Here is an 18,631-nt window from a genome sequence, read left to right as displayed (position 1 = left end):
TCGTGGCTTCACTGCTGTTCCGCCTGGGTTCGTTCGCTGCACGCAAGGCGTGGACGGTGATCGTCTCGTGGGTCATCATCCTCGGCCTGGGAGTCGGCGCGTTCCTCACACTCGGCGGCACTCTGAGCAACAGCTTCGACATCCCCGGCACGGCCTCGGGCGAGGTGACAGACCAGCTCGCGAAGAAGCTGCCGGACACCGCCGGCGGCACCGGCACGGTCGTCTACCGCACCGCTGACGGCTCCGCGTTCACCGAGCAGCAGAAGCAGGAGATCGCGAAGCTCGCCGCGAGCGCCGAAGATCTCGACGGCGTGGCGTCGGTCATCGACCCGTTCGACGCGCAGCAGCAGCAGGCGGTGCAGGCGCGGGATCTCGCGGATGGCAAGGACCAGATCGAGGGCGGCACGGCGCAGCTCGATGCCGGACAGACCCAGCTCGACGACGGGCGCACCCAGCTCGAAGCCGGACTCGAGCAGCTCATCGCTGCGCGGTCGCAGGCCGAGACCGGCGGGGCCTCCGAGCAGGTCGCAGCCCTGGACGCACAGATCGCGGCGCTCAACGCGCAGCTCGCCGAACTCGATGCACAGCAGAAGACGATCGACGAGTCACGGGCAGAGCTCGAGGCCAATGCCGAGAAGGTCGACCTCGGATCGACTCTGCTCGAGCTCGCCGACGGAATCGGCGTCGTCTCAGAAGACGGGTCGACGGCGATCGTCAACGTGTCGTTCGAGGACCCGCGTCTCGAACTGTCCGAAGAGGTCAAGCAGGGCACGATCGACCACTTCGAGTCATCTCCCATCGACGGCGTCGAGGTCGACTTCGGCACCGACATCGCACAGGGAGTCCCCGAGATCTTCGGCGTCGGCGAGGCGATCGGTCTCGCGTTCGCCGCCGTGGTCCTGATCGTGATGCTCGGCACGCTCATCGGCGCCGCCCTGCCGATCGTCACGGCGGTCGTGGGTGTGGGTGTCGGCGTGACGGCATCCCTCGCCTTCTCGGGCGTCGTCGATATGGCATCCGTCACTCCCGTCCTCGGGGTGATGCTCGGTCTCGCGGTGGGCATCGACTACTCGCTGTTCATCGTCAACAGGCATCGCAAGCAGCTGCTCAACGGCGTCCCCGTCAGGGAGTCGATCGGCCTCGCGACCGGCACCTCCGGCACCGCAGTGGTCTTCGCCGGCGCCACGGTGATCGTCGCCCTGCTCGCACTGAACGTGACGGGCGTCCCGTTCCTCGGGCTCATGGGCACGGTCGGTGCGGTCTGCGTCGCGGTCGCCGTGCTGGTCGCAATCACACTGGCTCCCGCCATCCTCGGCCTGATCGGCACGCGCCTGCTCAGCACCAAGACCCGCGCCACGATCGGCCAGCCGCACGCCGCAGGCAAGCCCGTCACGCGGATGTCGACGCTGCGCGCGATCGTCACGGCGCTGGTCAGCGTCATCGTGCTTCTGGTCGTGGCCATCCCGTCGATGTCGATGCGCCTCGGCCTGCCCGACGGCGCCAGCGAACCGTCCGATTCCACGAGTTACCGCGCGTTCCACGCCGTCGACGACCAGTTCGGAGAAGGGGCGAACGGGCCACTGCTGGTCACGGCGACCCTCGACGACGCCGTGAGCGACGACGATCTGCTCGCCACACAGGTCGAGATCGCCCAGACGCTGTCCGACCAGGATGACGTCGACGCTGTCGCACCCATCGCGACGTCGGACGACAACACCCTCCTCGCGTTCCAGGTGCTCCCCGCAGAGGGCCCGAACAGCGCCTCGACCGAGAAGCTCGTGCAGGACATCCGGTCGCTGCCGCAGCTCGACGGGGGCATCACACTCGGCGTGGCGGGCCAGGCGGCGACCAACATCGACATCTCCGAGGCACTGGCCGGCGTCCTGCCGCTCTACCTCGTGGTCGTCGTCGGGCTCTCGCTGCTGATCATGATCGTCGTGTTCCGTTCGCTGCTGGTCCCGATCATCGCGACCGGAGGGTTCGTCCTGTCGCTCTTCGCGACCTACGGACTCATCGTCGCCGTGTTCCAGTGGGGCTGGGGTGCCGAGATCATCGGCCTGCACAGCACCGGCCCCATCCTCAGCTTCCTCCCGGTCATCCTCGTCGGCATCCTGTTCGGGCTCGCGATGGACTATCAACTGTTCCTCGCCTCGGGCATGCGAGAGGCGTACGTGCACGGCGCCTCGGCGCGCGACGCCGTGGCCCAGGGATTCCGGGCCGGGCGCTCGGTGGTCGTCGCCGCCGCCCTGATCATGGTGTCGGTCTTCGGAGGGTTCATCTTCTCGGAGTCGACGATCATCCGCTCGATCGGCTTCGGGCTCGCCTTCGGCGTGCTGCTCGACGCCTTCGTCGTGCGGATGCTCCTCATGCCGGCGCTCATGCACCTGCTCGGCAGATCGGCCTGGTGGCTGCCGCGCTGGCTCGACCGCATCCTCCCCAACGTCGACATGGAGGGCGCGGCGCTCGAGCGCGACCACCCCGGCGTGCGGACCGACACGGTCACCGTCGTGGCGAGCTCTGAGACGCCTGAGGCGCGCTGACGTCGCGGCAGTCACTGCCGCTCGCGCGGCAGTGACTGCCTGGGTTCCCAGCGAAGGAGATCTCGCACAACGAAGGAGCCCAACCGAGGAATGCTCCTTCGTTGCGTGAGATCTCCTTCGTTGCGTGAGATTCCCGCGAGTCTTCCGAACTCGCGCGCGCCTCGGTAGCCTCGGCGGCAAGCGCGCAAGGAGGCACGATGACCATCGCACCGATCGACGCTCCGCGGGATGCAGACATCGAGGGCTACCTGATCGGGTCGCCCGTCAGCATCATGCGGGAGTACATCGCCCGGCCAGGGGCAGGGCCGCGGCTGCACCGGCATCCGTATGCGGAGACGTTCGTGATCCGTCAGGGTCGCGCGCTCTTCACTGTCGGCGAGGAGACCGTCGTCGGTGTCGGCGGGCAGATCCTCGTCGTGCCCGCCCTCGTCGCGCACCGCTTCGAGGTCCTCGATGGCGGGACTTATGAGGCGACCCACATCCATGCGAACGACCGGTTCGTCACCGAGTGGCTCGCATAGGCATCCTGCTCCCGTACCCGTGACCGACCCCGATCACTGTCGTCCAGGTTGTCATCGCCATCGTCCTCGCACAGCCCCTTTCCGAATGCATGCCCCGGTCACAGATGCGGGCCGGATCCGGGGGTCTCGCCCTGCATCTGTGATCTGAGCATGCAGATGAAGCGGATGCCGCGTCAGGCCACCATCCCGCGCCAGATCATGTCCACCGCGGCACGCACACGCGCAGCCACCGAGGGGTCGTCCATCCGATCGCCGCGCACGACGATCTGGTAATACGCGCTGCCGGCTATCGCATCGAAGCAGGCCTCGACATCGAGATCGTCCCGCAGCTCACCGCGAGCGATCCCGCGGCGCAGCGCAGTCACCAGCGGCACCCGCCGCCGCGACACATGCGACTGCCAGTACGCCTTCTGGAGTGCACGGTCCGCCATCACGAGCCGGATGCGCTGTCGGAATCGCTCCTCCGCATATCCGGATGCCGCGACCGACAGCGCCATCCCGGTCTCACCGAGCCCGAAACCGTCGAACAGCGCCTCGCGCAGGTCGACATCGTCCGGGTACTCCGGCGGAATCGTCCGGCCGACGTCGAGAGCCGCGGCGATCAGCGTCGTGAGCGACGGCCACCGACGATACAGCGCGGCACGACTCACACCACTCCGCGCGACGACGCGGCCGACCGTCACATCCTCGCCGGCGTCGATGATCGCGAGCGTCGCCGCGAGGATCTGACCATCCATGTCCTCGTCACGCGGCCGGCCGGGCCGACGCCGCACCGCTGCACCGGCATCCGTCCCGCCCGCGGACTTCGCGCCCGCAGTTCCGGTCGCACTTTGTGCCGGGTTCACGAGGTGCGAAGCGGCACCAAGTGCGACCGGAACACCGACAGAACCGTCGGACACGGCACCAGCGGCGACCGGAACGGCACCAAGCGCGACCGGGGCAGCACCGACAGCGTCACCCGCGCTCGCGACGCGAGCCTCCAGCTCCGCGGTCGTCACGCGGCGAGCGCCCGTTCGCGAAGTCGCGCGATGGTCGCATGCGACAGTCCGGCTGCCCGCAGCGGCGCCAGCGGATCGCCGTGCTGCTCGCGAAGCGTGTCGAGCACGGTGCGCATCGACACCTCCATCGAGCCTTCGAGCAGCGACGACGTCGCCCCGGAGGCGTCCGCGTCGAAGCCGAGCGCCTTCCACATCGCGCCCATCACCGGCGCAGTGCGCTGCATGATCGCCACCATGTTCGCGCCGGTCAGGGCGTAGTCGGCGACGATGTCGTCATCCGCCGCTCCGAGGGCGAGCAGCAGCATCGCCGCGAGCACGCCGGTGCGATCGCGTCCGGCGGCGCAGTGGAATGCCGCGGTGCCCGGGGTGTGCGCGATGACGTTCAGCGCGGTGACGAGCTGAGGCGCGGCGACGTCGACCATGCGCAGGTACATCCGGCCCATGGCGTCGTGGCTGAGCTCGGGCGCGTCACGGCTCATCGACTCGCCGACATCCGCGATCAGCGGAAGGTGATGATACGAGACCGGGTACTCGCCGAGCGGTCCACGGCCGGTGACCGACACCTCCAGCGGCGAACGCAGGTCGATGATCGCGGTGAGACCTGCGGCGACGAGCTCTGACGCGACCTCGTCGGTCACATAGGCGAGATCGTCCGTGCGGATCGCGACTCCCTGTCGGAGCACGCCTCCGTCGATGGGGATGCCGCCGAGATCGCGCAGATTGACGGGGGCGCTGAGCACCAGGTCGATGTCGGCGATGGTCATGTGATTCTCCTTCGGATGAGGGCGCTGCCCTGGTCGATCGCCGTGACGAGCACGATGATGCAGATGATGATGGCGCTGAGGTGGCCGTAGTCGTACATGCGCATGGCGGTGGTCAGCTCGAGGCCGATGCCACCGGCGCCGACGAGGCCGAGGATGGTCGCGCCGCGCACGTTGCCCTCGAACAGCAGCAGCGTGTAGGACGTGAGCAGCGGTGCGCTCTGCGGCAGGATGCCGTACTGGATGACCTGACGCTTCGAGGCACCGACCGCCTCCATGGCGACGACGGGTCCGCGGTCGACCTGCTCCATGGCCTCGGCGAAGATCTTGCCGATCGACCCGATCGAGCCGAGGGTCATGGCCAGGATGCCGGCGAACGGACCGAGTCCGACAGCCGAGACGAACATGAGCGCGAACACCAGGTCGGGCACCGAGCGGATGATGTTCATCACCCAGCGCGTCGGGTAGTAGACCCACTTCGGCGCGATGTTCGACGATGCCCCGAAGGCGACGAGCAGCGACAGCACGGCTCCGAGCACGGTGCCGACCACCGCCATCTGGAAGGTCTCGAGCAGCAGCGCGAGGATCGTGCCGATCTTCGAGAAGTCCGGCGGGAGCAGGCGCGACAGGAACTCGCCCATGTTGACCGCGCCGTCGCCCAGCTTGATGAAGTTGAACTCGGCGCCGTTGAACGACCAGATCAGCAGCAGGGCGGCGATCGGCAGCCCGAGCAAAAACCTCGCGCGCGGCACCCGGAACGCCCGCTCGAGCCGCGAGCGCTCGGCAGGGTCGAGGGTCGGCCTCGAGATCGAGCGGTCGGTCGTGCCGGCGGCGGGGCCGGCTGAGCCTGCCGACCCTGCCGTGGAGCGGGGGTCAGTGGTGAGCGTCATCGTCGTGCTCCTCGTCGTCGTAGAGCGGCGCAAGGGCCGCGGCATCCAGCTGCGAAGTGGCGCCGGCGACCAGCATCCGTCCGTGCCGCAGGCCGATGATGCGGTCGCTGTGCGCGAGGGCCAGCGGCAGCACGTGCAGGCTGACGAGCACGGGGATGCCGTCTTCGGTGGCGATCTCGCGCAGCAGACCGAGCACGGAGTCGGCGAGCTTCGGGTCGAGCGACGCGACCGGTTCGTCGGCGAGGATCACCTTCGGCTGCTGCATGAGAGCGCGGGCGATCGCGACGCGCTGCTGCTGTCCGCCCGACAGCGAGCGAGCAGGCTCGTTGGCCTTGTGCGCGATGCCGACGCGATCGAGCAGCTCGAGTGCGCGGCGACGGTGCGCGCTCGAGAAGCCGCCGACCAGATTGATGGAGCCCGCGCCGTGCAGGGCTCCGGCCAGCACGTTCGTCATGACGCTCAGGCGCGGGATGAGGTTGAACTGCTGGAACACCTGGCCGACATCCGACCGCAGGGTGCGCAGCTCGCCGCGCGCGAGATTGGTGACGTCGTAGCCGGCGACCCGCGCCGACCCTGCCGAGATCGGCGCGAAGCCCGTGAGACTGCGCATCAGGGTGGACTTGCCCGACCCCGAGGCGCCCAGCAGCGCGACCATCTCGCCCGGGAACAGGTCGAGATCGACGCCGTCGAGCACGGTGGTGGTGTCATACGCGACGCTGAGGTCGCGCACCGTGACGAGCGGCAGGGCCTGGCGCAGCTCGGCGGTCGGGGTGCGGAGCTCTTCCGCCGTCGGCGATCCCAGACCATCGGATGCCGTCTCGGCGCGTCGGGAGGCGACATGCCGATCGGCGGACGCACCGCGCGCGTTCTCCAGCGAAGCGACGACGGGTGCGGGACTCGTCACTTGAGGTCCTTGAGCTCGACACCGGCGACCGCGGCGATCTCGGCGAACGAGGCGAACGACGAGCCGTCGGGGTCGACGGTCTGCTCGGCGGCGGCGAAGGCGCCGTACGCTCCGAGGCGCTCGGCGTTCTCGGGCGAGAAGACTTCGGCGATGCCCTCCTGGATGACCTTGCGGGTCTCGGCGTCGAGCGACTGACGTCCGAGCACAGCACCCTGGATGTCCATCGCCGGACTCTCACCCACCGCACGCCACTCCCCGTCGGCGAACGGGAACATCGGCGCGCCGAGCTCGGTCAGCATGACGGCGGTGCAGGCGGCATCCACCTGTCCCTGCTCGAGCGCGGCAAAGCTGCCTTCGTGTCCGCCGGCGAAGATCGCCTCGTAGTCGGTGCCCTGCTCGAGGCCCGCCTCATGCAGCATGTACACCGGCATGAAGTAGCCCGAGCTCGACGCCTGGTCGGCGAAGGCGACGGTCTTGCCCTCGAGGTCCTCGACGGTCTTGATCGGCGAGTCGTTCAGCACCACACAGGTCGAGACGGGCTTGCCGTCGCCCTGGAAGGCGACGAGCGCGTCGACCTCGCCCGTGTTGACCGCAAGCGCAGAAGGGAAACCGCTCATGATGCCGATGTCGACGTGGTCGGCGCGGATCGCCTCGACGACGCTGAGGTAGTCGGGCACATCGGTGATCTCGACGTCGCGACCGGTGGCCTCTTCGAGCAGCTCGGCGAAGACCTCGACGGGGTTCTCGGCAGTGGGGTCGTCGCCGACGGGGATCGTCGCGATCGTGAGGGGAGCATTCGGGTCGGCGGGAGCCGCTTCGGCGGACGGGCTCTGGCAGCCGGTCAGGGCGAGGGCGGCGACGCCGAGGAGGCCGACGGCGGGCAGGGTGAAGCGGCGCATGATGACCTTTCGGGAGGAGATGTTCGCGAATTCCGAGAACACTGGTATTCCAACTCGCGAAGGTGACAGCGAATTACGAGACCGCCGTACTCGAAACGGAACGCTCGATGAACGGCAGGTGTCGGCGGCCTGGTACACCTGCATGCCCAGATCACGGATGCAGGGCGGATCCGGGGTTCTCGGCCTGCATCCGTGATCTGGGCATGCAACTGTCAAGACGAGAGCGGATGTCCGTACCCCGGCCTACAGTGGGCGGATGACCCAGGATGCCCGCGCACGACTCGAGCTGCTGCGCGCTCGAGCGGCCGAACGGGTCGAGACGACGGCCGCCACGCTCGCCGAGCTGATGCACGATCGGGAGGGGTCGAACGACGACGACGAGCACGACCCCGAAGGCGTCACGCTCTCGTCGGAGTGGTCACGGCTGACCGGGCTCGCGGAGGCGGCGGCATCCGAACTCCGAGAGGTCGACGATGCACTGGGACGCCTGGATGCCGGCACCTACGGTCTCTGCGCGCACTGCGGCCGGCCGATCCCGGAGGCGCGACTCGAGGTCCGTCCCTTCGCCACGCACTGCGTCGCCTGCGCGGAGCAGCTCGGCCTCTGAAACTCGGCCTCTGGAAACCTCAGGCGTGCACGGTCGGCCAGGAGGCCACGCGGATGCCGTGCCATAGCCGGGCGAGCCGGTCGGCCATGTCGATCGACGGGTCGAGGAGCCACTGCACCTGGAGTCCGTCTGCAGCGGCGATGACGAGATCCGCGACGTAGGGGATGTCGACGTCAGAACCCATCCGCTCGGCGGCCTGGTCGTGCGCCACGGCATCCGCGATGAGCCGGCGCACCCACGCGAAACGCTGCTCGAAGAAGGCCCTCGCGGGGTGGCCCTCGATCGTCGCCTCGGCCGAGTACTCGACGTACAGCCGCACGAGTCCCGGGACGGAGGCGTTGTGCGCGATGACGTCGAGGAACCCGTCGATCCCGTGGTCCGGAGAGTAGAACTGCTCATGGTCCCGCTGGTCGCGCGCGCGGAGCACTTCGAGGAACAGCTCTTCCCTCGTGCTGAAGTAGTGCATCAATCCGGCTTGCGTCAGCCCGACCCGCGTCGCGATCTCGCGGTTCGACGCCTTGCGGGTGCCGAGTTCGGCGACGACGTCGAGCGCCACGGCGAGGATCTCGGCACGTCTTGCAACCCCTTTGGCGTAGGAGCCACGACCCATGATGCCCCTTCGCCGAAGCTCCGGCCGCCTTAGGTGGCGTGCCTCAACCGGTGATTCCGCTCAGAGTCTACGCGATGCTCCAATGGGATCGCGCGAAGAGAGGGGATGACAGGCGCGTTCGTCATCCCCTCTCTTCGATCACGATCGGTCACTTGTAACAGAAGGTGTAATGCCCCCCATTGTTGATCCACGTCCTGCCGGCCACGTCCAGAGTCCAAACGGACGAGTAGTACTTCCACGAGTACGGACTGTTCCACCCGAGATAACGATGCTGCACGTGGGTAAGCGGGTTGATCCACGTCACGTGAGAGTACTTCTTGCTGCAGTCCGGCGAACCAGCTGCGGCTGCGACCGTGCCCAAACCTGTTGTCGCCGAGGCGACCGCTGGTGTCCCGATGACCAGCGCGGCAGTAATGGCCGCCACGCAGAACAGTTTCATCATCCGAGTGCGCCGAGAATTCGTGACATCTTGTAAGTGGAAACGCATTTGACCCTCCAAGGCCTTAGTCGCCTTCGGCGACGCTTGTGATGTCTACTTCCTTTCTCCGCATCTCATCTGACCTCCTCTCCCACCGATTTGATCGGGAGGTCACGGATGCGCCGACCCGCACAGCGGCTCCGCATGTCAAGAACCAGAGGGCATCACGACCGCCCCGCCCGACACGATCAGATGCGTCGACGGCCCCAGCGGCTCGTCGCGCGATCGGAGACCCGACCGAACACGACGTTCGCGACGGTCGCGCCCACGCCACCGAGGATCCCGCGCGATCGCTGTCGCCGTCGTCAATCCCGACGGCGTACCCGCTGCAGAACCGCTCATGCCTGCCTCCTTTGGCCGGTGGGAGTCAGAAGGCATCGCGACATCGCGACGCCGGGGGTTTCGCTCCCGCTGGCTGAAAACCTAGACGGTTAAGGTTTTCAGCGCAAGCACCGAAATACCGGCAGATTCGCTCCTGGTCAGGTTTCACAACTCCGGAGATACGTAACGGCCCCACCACGCTGCACGCCGATTCCCGGCGCCGCCACGCGGTTACGCCACGCAAGTGCCCCGGATCTCCGGAGTTGTGGAGAAGTAGGCTGAGGCATCATGGACGAGTTCATCCGGGGATTCTGGATTTTTGCGGGCAATTACTGGTGGCTCGTCTTCCCGATCCTGGGCATGGCCGGCGGAGCTGCGAAGGCCTGGGAGCGCAGCGCGAAGCGCCGACACGAGCGCCGACTCGAGACGCTGCGCGTCAAGGCCGACCTCAAGCGCGCGCAGCTCGAAGCGCGAGGACAGACGCGGCGCACCGGTCCCGAGGTCGTCGACACGACGGCATCCGTCGCACCGAACCACCTGCTCGAGCGCCTGTTCTCCGAGCACGACGAGATCACCGCCCGCTGGCTCGACTATGAGCTCGACGTCGCGAAGCTCATCGCCTTCCCCGCCATGAGCGACGGGCGCCAGCCCCTGGTCGCGGCGTTCCTGCGGGCCAAGAAGACCGCGGATGCCCTGCGCCCTGACGCCGCGGACGCGAGCGTGACCGAGCAGCAGGTGTCGGAGTACCTGGATGCCGTCGGCGCCTACGCCGTCGCCTTCGAGATCGCGGAACGGGATGCGCGGCGGCTGCGCGATTCCACCTTCACCGAGCCCGAGCGCAAGCGCCTCGACCGCGCCCAGCAGCTGCTCAAGGTCGCCGTCGACGAGTCGGCCACCCAGGCCGAGCGCAACGTCGCCTATCGGCGGGTGCGCGACGAGCTCGAGGGACTGATCCTGCTCAGCGACGAGGCCGTGCAGGTGCTGGAGAAGCAGGTGGCCCGCGAACTCCCGTCCTCGGCCTCGAGAACGGACGCGACGCAGGAGCCCGCGTCGGCCCCCACCGAATCGGCACCAGCATCCGCACCCGCGCCGGAACCACAGGCGGAGCCGGAGCGGATGCCGCTCGCCGACAGGCCGCCCGCTCCGCGTTCCACCCCGCCGCGCACGTTCCCCGGTACCGACGCATGACGCCGAAGACGGTCGTCCTGACCGGCGCTTCGGACGGCATCGGTGCGGCCGCTGCACGACAGCTGGCGGCATCCGGTCATCGACTGATCCTCGTCGGCCGCTCCGTCGACAAGATGCGCGCGGTGGGCGAGGAGACCGGCGCCGAGTGGTTCACCGCCGACTTCACCCGGCTCGACGACGTGCGCGAACTCGCGACGACGATCGCCGCGGCCGTCGGCGACACCGGCATCCAGGTGCTGGCGAACAATGCCGGCGGCATCTTCGGTGACCGCACTCCGACGGTCGACGGCTTCGAGAAGACGATGCAGGTGAACCATCTCGCGCCGTTCCTGCTGACGAACCTGCTGCTCCCGCAGCTGCGCGCCGGCGGCGCCGCGATCATCAACACGTCGAGCGTGGCCCACCGCCTGTTCGGACGCATCGACATCGACGACCTCGACAATGAGAAGGACTTCAGCGCGAACCGGGCCTACGGCGACGCCAAGCTCGCCAACGTGCTCTTCACGAAGAGCCTGCACGCCAAGTTCCACGACGAGGGCCTCACCTCGGTGGCGTTCCACCCCGGCACCGTGCAGACCAACTTCGCGTCCGATTCGAACACCGTGATGCGATTCGTCTACCGCACCCCGCTCAAGCATCTGTTCCTCATCAGCAGCGAGAAGGGCGGCGTCACCCTCAGCTGGTTCGTCGAGGGAACCCCGGACAAGACCTGGGTCTCCGGTGCCTACTACGACGAGCGGGTGCTGACCAGACGCGTCAATCCGCGGATCGAAGGCGCGGCGCTGGCGGAGTCGCTGTGGCAGAAGAGCGCGGAGCTCGTCGGTATCGACGCAGGTTGAGCATCCGCGCCCCCACGGCGCGGATGCCCGACCCGAATCACCTGCAGTTCCGGATGCAGTCCCGGATGCTCAGCTGCGCCGCGGGCGACGCACGGTGATCAACGCGGCTCCGAGCAGTGCCACGACGGATGCGATGCCCGCAAGCGTCCAGGCCGCCGCAGCGTCTGCGCCGGTCACGGCCAGCGCGGGCGCCACCGTGAGCTCGTTGACCAGGGAGAGTTCTGCCGTCGCGCCGGGCTCACCGGTGACGGTGATGACGGCTCGCACGCTTCCGGCATCCGTGTTCACCGACACATTGTCGGCGTCACTGCTCCAGTCGGCCCCACTCCATCGGATCTGATCGGGCAGCGTGGCGGCGTGCTCTTCGACCTGCACCTCGGTCCCCAGAGGAAGGTCGTCGACGACGGCCGGCTCTCCCGGGGTGAGGTCGAGCTCGCGCGTCTGCGGCTCTCCGAGAAGGTCGGTCCACGACACGGTCACCGGGAACACCGTCGAGGCCGAGCGGCTCGCGCCCGCACCGGTCACCGACTTCGTGATGGTGAGCTCTCCGAGCGACGCCACCGCCGTGTTGACCAGGGCCACCTCGGCCGTGTCCGCCGCGCCGATGGTGACGACTGCGGTGGTGTCTTCGGCCGCGGTCACGCGGTCTCCGCTCCACGAGGGGTCGGCCCAGGTGAACCGGGCGGTCGCCTCCGGGGCCTTCTCGACCAGAGTGACCTCGGTGCCGTGCGGCAGCTCTCGCGGGAACACCGCAGGCGAGCCGTCGGTCGGGACCTGAATCTCCTCGGACCGCTCCCCGTCTCCGTCGATCCACGAGGCCGTCACGGACACCGTCTCCGGAACGCCCGCGTCGCCCCGGGCGATCCCGGCGATGCTCTTGGTGATCGAGAACGAGCCCGGTGCCCAGGTCGCCTCGTTGACCACCGTGATCAGTGCGTCGGTCCCCTGCTGATCGGAGACCGTGACCGTGGCGGAGCCGTCTCCGGCATCCGCGACTCCGCTCCCCGAGATGGTGATCGAACCCCACACCACCGTGTCGAAGTCGGGCCGTGCGCCTTCGGTGATCGTCACGACGGTGCCCGCCGGCAGGTCGACCCCCAAAGGCGTCGGCTCGAGGGCGTTGATGGTCAGCTCCCGAGACTGCTCATCTCCGTCCTCGTCGACCCAGGTCGCGGTGACCGGGAACTCGGTGGTCGGCTGCACCTCGGTCGCTGCCTCCCCGGCGATGCCCTTCAGCAGGCTGATGCCGGCGGTGGAGGTCGCGGCGTGGTTCTCCAGGGTCACCGTCGCGTCGGCGGCACGCCCGACGGCCACGACCGCGGAGAGCCCATCGACGCTCACGCCCGTCCCCGACCAGGTCGGAGCGCCCCAGGCGATGCTCGACCCGTCCGACAGAGGAGTCTCCGTCAGGGTGACCTCGGTCCCGACGAGGAGGTTCTCCCCGAGCGGCACGGGGGTGCCGTCCGTGGGAACCGTCAGGGTCTTCGACCCCGGCGTCCCCTCCTGATCCCATGCGGCCGTGACCGTCACCGCGTCCGGCACGGCCGGGTTGTCGGCCTGCGCTCCGGTGACCGTCTTCACGATCGAGAACGTGCCGACCGTCCGCGAGACGGTGTTCGTCAGTGTGACGTTCGCCGGCGTCACCGCGTGAGCCGCCGTGACCGTCACGCTTGCCGGTGCGAAGACGGGCTCTCCCCAGGTGAGCCGGTCATCGTTCGCGGGACGCGCCTCGCTGAACCGGACGGTCGCGCCGATCGGCAGATCGGCGAGCACGACCGGCTCTCCGGCGACCACGTCGAGCGTGCGCGCGGGCTGCGAGGGGAAGCCCGCACCGAGCGCACTCGTGTCGATCTGAGCCGTCACGCGGTACGTGCGGTCCGCGTCGACGAGACCGGCAGCCGGTCCCTCGAGCGCCTTCACGAGACTGATGGACCCCAGTCGAGCCTCGTTGGTGAGGGCGACCGACACGTTCGTCCCCGGGTTGATGGATGCGGTCGCCACTGTGCCGTCAGGGCTCACCGTCAGACCTGTTCCGGGTGCGAACACCGGCGTGCCGAAGGTGACACCCGGGATCGACGGGAACGTGGGCTCGGTGAGCTGGACGGTCCATCCGGTGCCGCGGGCGTTGAGTCCGCTCACCGGCGCTCCGGTCAGCGGCACGCGCAGGTCGTACTCGTTCTGAGTAGTCCCCGCCGGATCGATCTCCCTGACGTGCACCGTGAACGCAGCGTCGTCGGGCACGAACTCGGCGCCGGGGGTGTCGGCCAGGATCTTGTCGATTGAGACGGACCCGCGGGTGACGCCCTGACCGGTTCCGCTGCCGGAGTTGTTCTGGGTCGAGGTGGTCGTGAAGTTGATGCCCGAGCCGGTGAGCGTGTTGCTGTACTCGGTGCCCCTGGCATCCATTCCGCCGCTGGCCGTGCAGGTCGTGTACGTGATGACGTACTGGTACTCCCGCGTGAAGCCGTCGCTCGTGCCCGTCGGGATCGGCAGGTCGGTGGGATCGATGTCGAACGTGATCACGTTCCCGTCGACCGTCGCCTCGGTGTCGCCCGTGAGGTCGACGGTGCTGAGGCCGCCGTTCTGGATCTGGTCGCGTGCGTCGACCTTCAGGTTCATCCGCGCAGCCGTTCCCCCCGAAGGGTCGCCGGCCTCGCAGATCATCTGGGACGCCGAGAACGTGTCGGTCAGCGTGAGAGGACCGTCGATGTCCTCGATCATCTGGCCGGGGATGCGGACGGTCCAGTTCAGGGTCGTCTGCGGCATGTGCTGCACGCCGTCGAGGGTCACCGCCGCCGTGTTGATCTGGCCGCTCTTGCCCTGGCTGCGGGCGGGGACGGATGCCGTGGTGCCGGCGACCTGTCCGTCGATGTCGACCCGGTTCGTGTACCCGGTGCCGCCGGCGGGAAGGTCGGTGGAGGTGACGCACGTCGTGTACGTGATGACGTATCGGTAATCGGAGGCCCGGAACTCGAGCGCCTCGTCATCGATGTCGAATCGGACCTGGAAGCCCTGCGCACTGGATGACAGGGTCGTCGCCGTCAGCCGGGAGGTGATGTTCTGCTGCAGCTGGTTGCTCGGACCGTAGCGCTCCGTCACCTGGAGGCCGCTGATCGTGTCGGTGCAGAGCTGGTGTCCCGCGCCCAGCGCCTCGGTCATCGTGAAGCCGTCCTTGCCGAGCAGCTGATCGCCGGGGATCGTGACGGTCCAGGCGACCTTGCCGTTGCGCTCGGCGCCGCCCAGCACACTTCCGGACTTCGTCAGGTTCTGCTGCCAGGGGAGATTGCGCACCTCGCCGACGCCCGCGCCCGCGCTGCCCCAGCCCTCGACCTGGGCGGAGTTCTCATACGTCGTGCCGGCGGGGTCGATCTGCCCGTCGGGCGTGCACGTCTGGTAGGTCACGCGATACGTGACGTTCGCGTCGAATCCGGACGTGGGTGCGGTCAGCACCACGTCGAACTCGGTGGCGCCTGCCGCGGGGACCGTCGTGGCGAGTCCGGTGACGTTCACGACCGTCGAGCCGCGCACCGTCTCGACCTTGAGGCCGGTGGGCGTGCAGAGTTCATGCCCGGCACCCAACGTGTCGTGCAGGGTCACCGTGTTCTGCCCGACCATGTTCGCGCCGGGGATGTCGACGGTCCACGTCATCGACCAGTTGTCCTGGTTCATGACTCCGGACTTGGAGACCTCGCCCGGGAGCTCGATGCCGTCGTCGATGCCCCCGGTACCGGGCAGATCGACGATGACCGTCGCCCCGTTGAGATCGAACTCGACGCCTTCGGCGGTGGTCGCGCTCACTGCATCGACCTCGAACTGCCAGGCGCCCTGGACGAGCTCCGGCGTGGCCTCGACCGCGTCCGTCAGCTCGCAGGTGGCGATGCCCGTGGCGGGGTCGGTGAGGCAGTTGCCCCACACCACGGAGTTGCCCTCGTCGTCGGAACCGAGCAGGGGGAACGGCACCGCCTGCGGGAACGCGAGTTCCGGCGGCAGACCGATCGTGAACGTGTCACCGGCGTGCGGGTCGGCAGCGCTGGCATCCCACGAGCCCGACACGGTCAGCCGGTCGCCCACCGTGGCCTGCGCATCCGCCGGGGCGATGCTGACGGCACCGACGACGATCGCCGCGTTCGGCGCAGCGGCGGCCATCGACGGCATCGCCACCAGTCCGATCAGAGCGATCCCTACGGCGCTCAGTCCGGCGACGGTACGACGCAGCAGTGACGGTGTTCCTGTTTTCGTGCGCGACACAGCGAAGCTTTCCTCTCCCCAGAGCGTCACGAGCAGCAGGCCAGAGGCCTGGGGATGAACTGCGGACGCTCCCCGATGCGCTGCGGTCCATGCCAGCAACGCCTCAGATATCCTGAGGGACGCCTGCACGGGCGACTGACCGGATGCCGGTTTTTCACCCCGTGTTTTCACCCCTTCCCGTCGAAGCGAGGACCCGCATGATCGTCGAGGAAGCCGGAGAGCGCATCGCGGTGAGCACCCGCATCCAGGAGGACGGACAGCTCGTCTACGACTTCCTCTGGATCGACGGCCCTGGGGAGTCGGACTATGGCTTCACGCTCGGGCTGTCAACGCACCCTGCCGGCGCCCCGCAGCCGACGCTGACGGACGACGAGCTCGAACAACATGCGCGCCAGTTCGTCCGCGCGTTCTTCGCCCCGGACGGCATCGGCCCGTCGGACTTCCCGGACTTCGTGGCGGCCCGCCGGGGCGACGGGCGCTGACCGGCGGCGTGAGCGAGTGCGCGGTGCGACCGGGTCGGGAGGGTCGCCGGGTTCGGACTGTGGTGCGGGCGGGGTCGCGCTCGGTGTGATCGCGTCGCTTATAGGATCGACGAATACTTGCCTGCCGCTCGGGAGAAGCGCTTCGAGAGGCGTGGCACCACTCAGGGGAGACCATGTCCTTTCTTCGTCCTTCCAGCCGAGTCCGCAATTCGGAGGGAACCCGAGCTCGGAGACTCGGTACCCATGGCGTCGCGATCGCCTTGGCAGCTGTCCTTCTCGCCAGCTCGGCACTACTGAGCGCGCCGTCCGACGCTGTCGCGGATGTCTCTCCCGATGAACAGTGGTTGACGGGCGCGACTGGCGCGTCGACGGCCCCGGCGACGCTGTCCTTCGGAGCGAGTGCCGTCACTGCCACGCTCAGCGCTGCGAGCAACCGTTGCGGGAGCACCACGAACGTGGTGCCCAACACGACGCTGGTCAGCCGCAACGCGCAGAGCTACTACTCCCCGCAAGCCCCGTCGACTGCGGTGGGGGTCACCGAGTGCCTGGTCGGGACCGGGCTGAATGTGCGGACCGTGACGTTGAACAAACCGATCCTGGGATTGACCCTTCACATCAACAACCTCGATGCGTCCTACGTCGATATCGTTCAGCAGTTCCCTGGCGGGTACCGGCTGGACAAGGTGAAGTCGAACGTCTCACTCCAGCTCCAGAACAGCGGCACCCGCATTCGTAACGCGGTTCCCATGGGAACCGCGACCTGCTCCGACGACGCTGCGGCCACCAACAACCCCGGCTGCGGCTCCTTCCGGCTGTCGCAGAACGATGGGCCGGTCAGCCGCTTCACGTTCCGGAACACCCCTGTCGGCGCGGGCAACGACGGCTGGTACTGGTCATTGTCGTTCCACGAGGCTTCCCTGACGAAAGCGTTCACACCGTCGACCGTGACGGCCGGCGCTACGTCTGCATTGAGCATCACGGTCACCAACCCCGGCACCGAGGGGGCGATCCCTCTCAGCGGGGTCAGCTTCGCAGATTCCCTGCCGACCGGATTGACGTTGGCAGACTCCGCGGTGACGACCACGGGATGCGGTGCAGCAGCAGTGAACGGCGGCGAACCCGTGGCAGGCCAGACTTCTGTGGATGTCACCGATGCCACGATCGCCGCCGGTGGTACCTGCGTGGTCACCGTCAACGTCACGTCGGCTCAGCCGGGGACGTACACGAACAACAACAGCAACATCACCACGTCCGTCGGCAACATCGTGCCGAACGCGGACGCAACGCTCGAGGTCGTGCCGCGCGCCGCACTCGGGCTGGAGAAGCGGGCTTCGACTCCGGTGGACGTCAACGCCAACGGCATCACCGATGCCGGCGACACCATTCAATACTCCTTCGACCTCACCAACACCGGCGACGCCACCCTCTCGGACCTGGCGGTCGACGACCCCAAGGCCGGCGCGGTTGCCTGTCCTGCATCGGTGCTGTCTGCTGGTAGGTCACAGACATGTACCGCGAACGAGCCCTACACGGTGACGGTCGCTGACGTCGAGAACGGCTCGGTGGACAACGACGCAACCGCAACGGGAACGAGCCCTACCGGCCAGACGATCACCTCTCTCGTCTCGTCCACCTCGACGCCGACGACAGCACCCGCCCCGGCGCTGTCCGTGGTCAAGAGCGCGAATGTCCAGCAGATCACCGCGGTCGGTCAGGTCGTCGCGTACTCCTTCGTCGTCTCCAACACCGGTAACGTCATCCTGACGAACCCGACGATCAACGAGGGCGCGTTCACCGGCAACGGCGAGCTGTCACCCGTCGAGTGTCCGGCCGGCGTTCTGACGCCGGGGGCGAGCATCACCTGCACGGCGACCTACACCGTCGTCACGGCCGATCTCTCCGGTGGCGGTGAGCTGTCCAACACCGCCACGGCCTCAGCGACCACGCCCGCGGGCGGTTCGATCATCTCGACCGCGTCAACGGCGGCGGTGGACGTGGCGCCCCCGGCTCCCGCGCCCGCTGGAGGTCTCGCCGTCACCGGCGGCACCGTCGCCTGGTCGGCCGCAGGCCTGGCCCTGATGCTCATCGTGGCCGGAGGCGTGATCGCCATCTCCCGCCGCCGCAGTGACTCCATCAGCGAAGTGTGACCCGGGAGTGCCGACACTCTCGGGTCGGCTTCCGCCCAGCGACCAGGAGTATGCTGGCACATCGGGTCACGTGACCCCTTCAGAGCGCGAGAGGCGGTGATGGCGATGTCCGGTGATAGTTGCGACGCCGCCTTCGTTGCGTCGCGTCTGACGGCATCCGTGCGTTGAGCTCCGGCTCCGCACCTGCACGTCCTGCTC

At 68.2% G+C, this 18,631-nt stretch carries 15 protein-coding genes; 7 read left to right on the top strand and 8 right to left on the bottom strand.

From position 1 onward, the window contains the following. The first annotated feature begins 2 nt into the window (after window positions 1-2). Entirely contained in the window at window positions 3-2,540 is a 2,538-nt protein-coding gene (locus tag ACESK8_RS12405; RefSeq protein ID WP_372968881.1) for an MMPL family transporter, read from the top strand. A 197-nt stretch (window positions 2,541-2,737) separates the two neighbouring features. Further along, entirely contained in the window at window positions 2,738-3,061 is a 324-nt protein-coding gene (locus ACESK8_RS12400) for a cupin domain-containing protein (protein ID WP_372968880.1), read from the top strand. A gap of 173 nt (window positions 3,062-3,234) precedes the next feature. On the opposite strand, the gene ACESK8_RS12395 is transcribed toward ACESK8_RS12400, so the two are convergent. Genes ACESK8_RS12395 through phnD form a run of 5 tightly spaced genes read right to left on the bottom strand, consistent with a single transcriptional unit; the run spans window position 3,235 to window position 7,555 of the window. Continuing rightward, complete coding sequence (locus ACESK8_RS12395; RefSeq protein WP_372968879.1) at window positions 3,235-4,059, bottom strand: TetR/AcrR family transcriptional regulator; 825 nt, start codon at window positions 4,057-4,059, stop codon at window positions 3,235-3,237. Beyond that, window positions 4,056-4,823: a tyrosine-protein phosphatase gene (locus ACESK8_RS12390; protein WP_372968878.1), complete on the bottom strand. Its 768-nt coding sequence runs from the start codon at window positions 4,821-4,823 to the stop codon at window positions 4,056-4,058. Before ACESK8_RS12390 ends, ACESK8_RS12395 begins: the two co-directional genes overlap by 4 nt. After that, window positions 4,820-5,710, bottom strand: coding sequence for a phosphonate ABC transporter, permease protein PhnE (gene phnE / locus ACESK8_RS12385; protein WP_187249061.1), 891 nt, complete (start codon window positions 5,708-5,710; stop codon window positions 4,820-4,822). Before phnE ends, ACESK8_RS12390 begins: the two co-directional genes overlap by 4 nt. Beyond that, the gene (locus tag ACESK8_RS12380; RefSeq protein WP_320489500.1) at window positions 5,694-6,614 is read right to left on the bottom strand and encodes a phosphonate ABC transporter ATP-binding protein; all 921 of its coding nucleotides are present in this window, start codon (window positions 6,612-6,614) and stop codon (window positions 5,694-5,696) included. The genes phnE and ACESK8_RS12380 overlap by 17 nt, the downstream gene beginning before the upstream one ends. Beyond that, on the bottom strand, window positions 6,611-7,555 hold the full coding sequence (gene phnD / locus ACESK8_RS12375) for a phosphate/phosphite/phosphonate ABC transporter substrate-binding protein (protein WP_372968877.1): 945 nt from the start codon (window positions 7,553-7,555) through the stop codon (window positions 6,611-6,613). Before phnD ends, ACESK8_RS12380 begins: the two co-directional genes overlap by 4 nt. Window positions 7,556-7,769: 214 nt before the next feature. Here phnD and ACESK8_RS12370 point away from each other — a divergent pair, with 214 nt between their 5' ends. After that, window positions 7,770-8,120, top strand: a complete 351-nt coding sequence (locus tag ACESK8_RS12370; RefSeq protein ID WP_372968876.1) for a TraR/DksA family transcriptional regulator — start codon at window positions 7,770-7,772, stop codon at window positions 8,118-8,120. Window positions 8,121-8,139: 19 nt separating this feature from the next. On the opposite strand, the gene ACESK8_RS12365 is transcribed toward ACESK8_RS12370, so the two are convergent. Further along, window positions 8,140-8,730 (bottom strand): TetR/AcrR family transcriptional regulator, encoded by a 591-nt coding sequence (locus ACESK8_RS12365; RefSeq protein ID WP_372968875.1) that lies wholly within the window; start codon window positions 8,728-8,730, stop codon window positions 8,140-8,142. A 148-nt stretch (window positions 8,731-8,878) separates the two neighbouring features. Then, entirely contained in the window at window positions 8,879-9,172 is a 294-nt protein-coding gene (locus ACESK8_RS12360) for a hypothetical protein (protein ID WP_372968874.1), read from the bottom strand. A gap of 645 nt (window positions 9,173-9,817) precedes the next feature. Between ACESK8_RS12360 and ACESK8_RS12355 the strand changes: the two genes are divergently transcribed. Together ACESK8_RS12355 and ACESK8_RS12350 are read left to right on the top strand one after the other, a co-directional pair. Next, on the top strand, window positions 9,818-10,717 hold the full coding sequence (locus tag ACESK8_RS12355) for a hypothetical protein (protein ID WP_372968873.1): 900 nt from the start codon (window positions 9,818-9,820) through the stop codon (window positions 10,715-10,717). Beyond that, window positions 10,714-11,556: an SDR family NAD(P)-dependent oxidoreductase gene (locus ACESK8_RS12350; RefSeq protein WP_372968872.1), complete on the top strand. Its 843-nt coding sequence runs from the start codon at window positions 10,714-10,716 to the stop codon at window positions 11,554-11,556. The genes ACESK8_RS12355 and ACESK8_RS12350 overlap by 4 nt, the downstream gene beginning before the upstream one ends. Before the next feature lie 69 nt (window positions 11,557-11,625). Here ACESK8_RS12350 and ACESK8_RS12345 read toward each other — a convergent pair whose 3' ends face one another. Then, window positions 11,626-15,804 (bottom strand): DUF5979 domain-containing protein, encoded by a 4,179-nt coding sequence (locus ACESK8_RS12345; protein ID WP_372968871.1) that lies wholly within the window; start codon window positions 15,802-15,804, stop codon window positions 11,626-11,628. 197 nt (window positions 15,805-16,001) lie between these two features. On the opposite strand from ACESK8_RS12345, the gene ACESK8_RS12340 reads away from it, so the two are divergent. Then, window positions 16,002-16,286, top strand: coding sequence for a hypothetical protein (locus ACESK8_RS12340; protein ID WP_372968870.1), 285 nt, complete (start codon window positions 16,002-16,004; stop codon window positions 16,284-16,286). A 344-nt stretch (window positions 16,287-16,630) separates the two neighbouring features. Then, the gene (locus ACESK8_RS12335) at window positions 16,631-18,433 is read left to right on the top strand and encodes a hypothetical protein (RefSeq protein WP_372968869.1); all 1,803 of its coding nucleotides are present in this window, start codon (window positions 16,631-16,633) and stop codon (window positions 18,431-18,433) included. Window positions 18,434-18,631 lie beyond the last annotated feature (198 nt).

It is taken from the genome of Microbacterium sp., from assembly GCF_041641055.1.
Lineage (GTDB): Bacteria > Actinomycetota > Actinomycetes > Actinomycetales > Microbacteriaceae > Microbacterium.
Note: the sequence above shows the minus strand (reverse complement) of the source record. Positions and strands in the feature narration are given on the sequence as shown.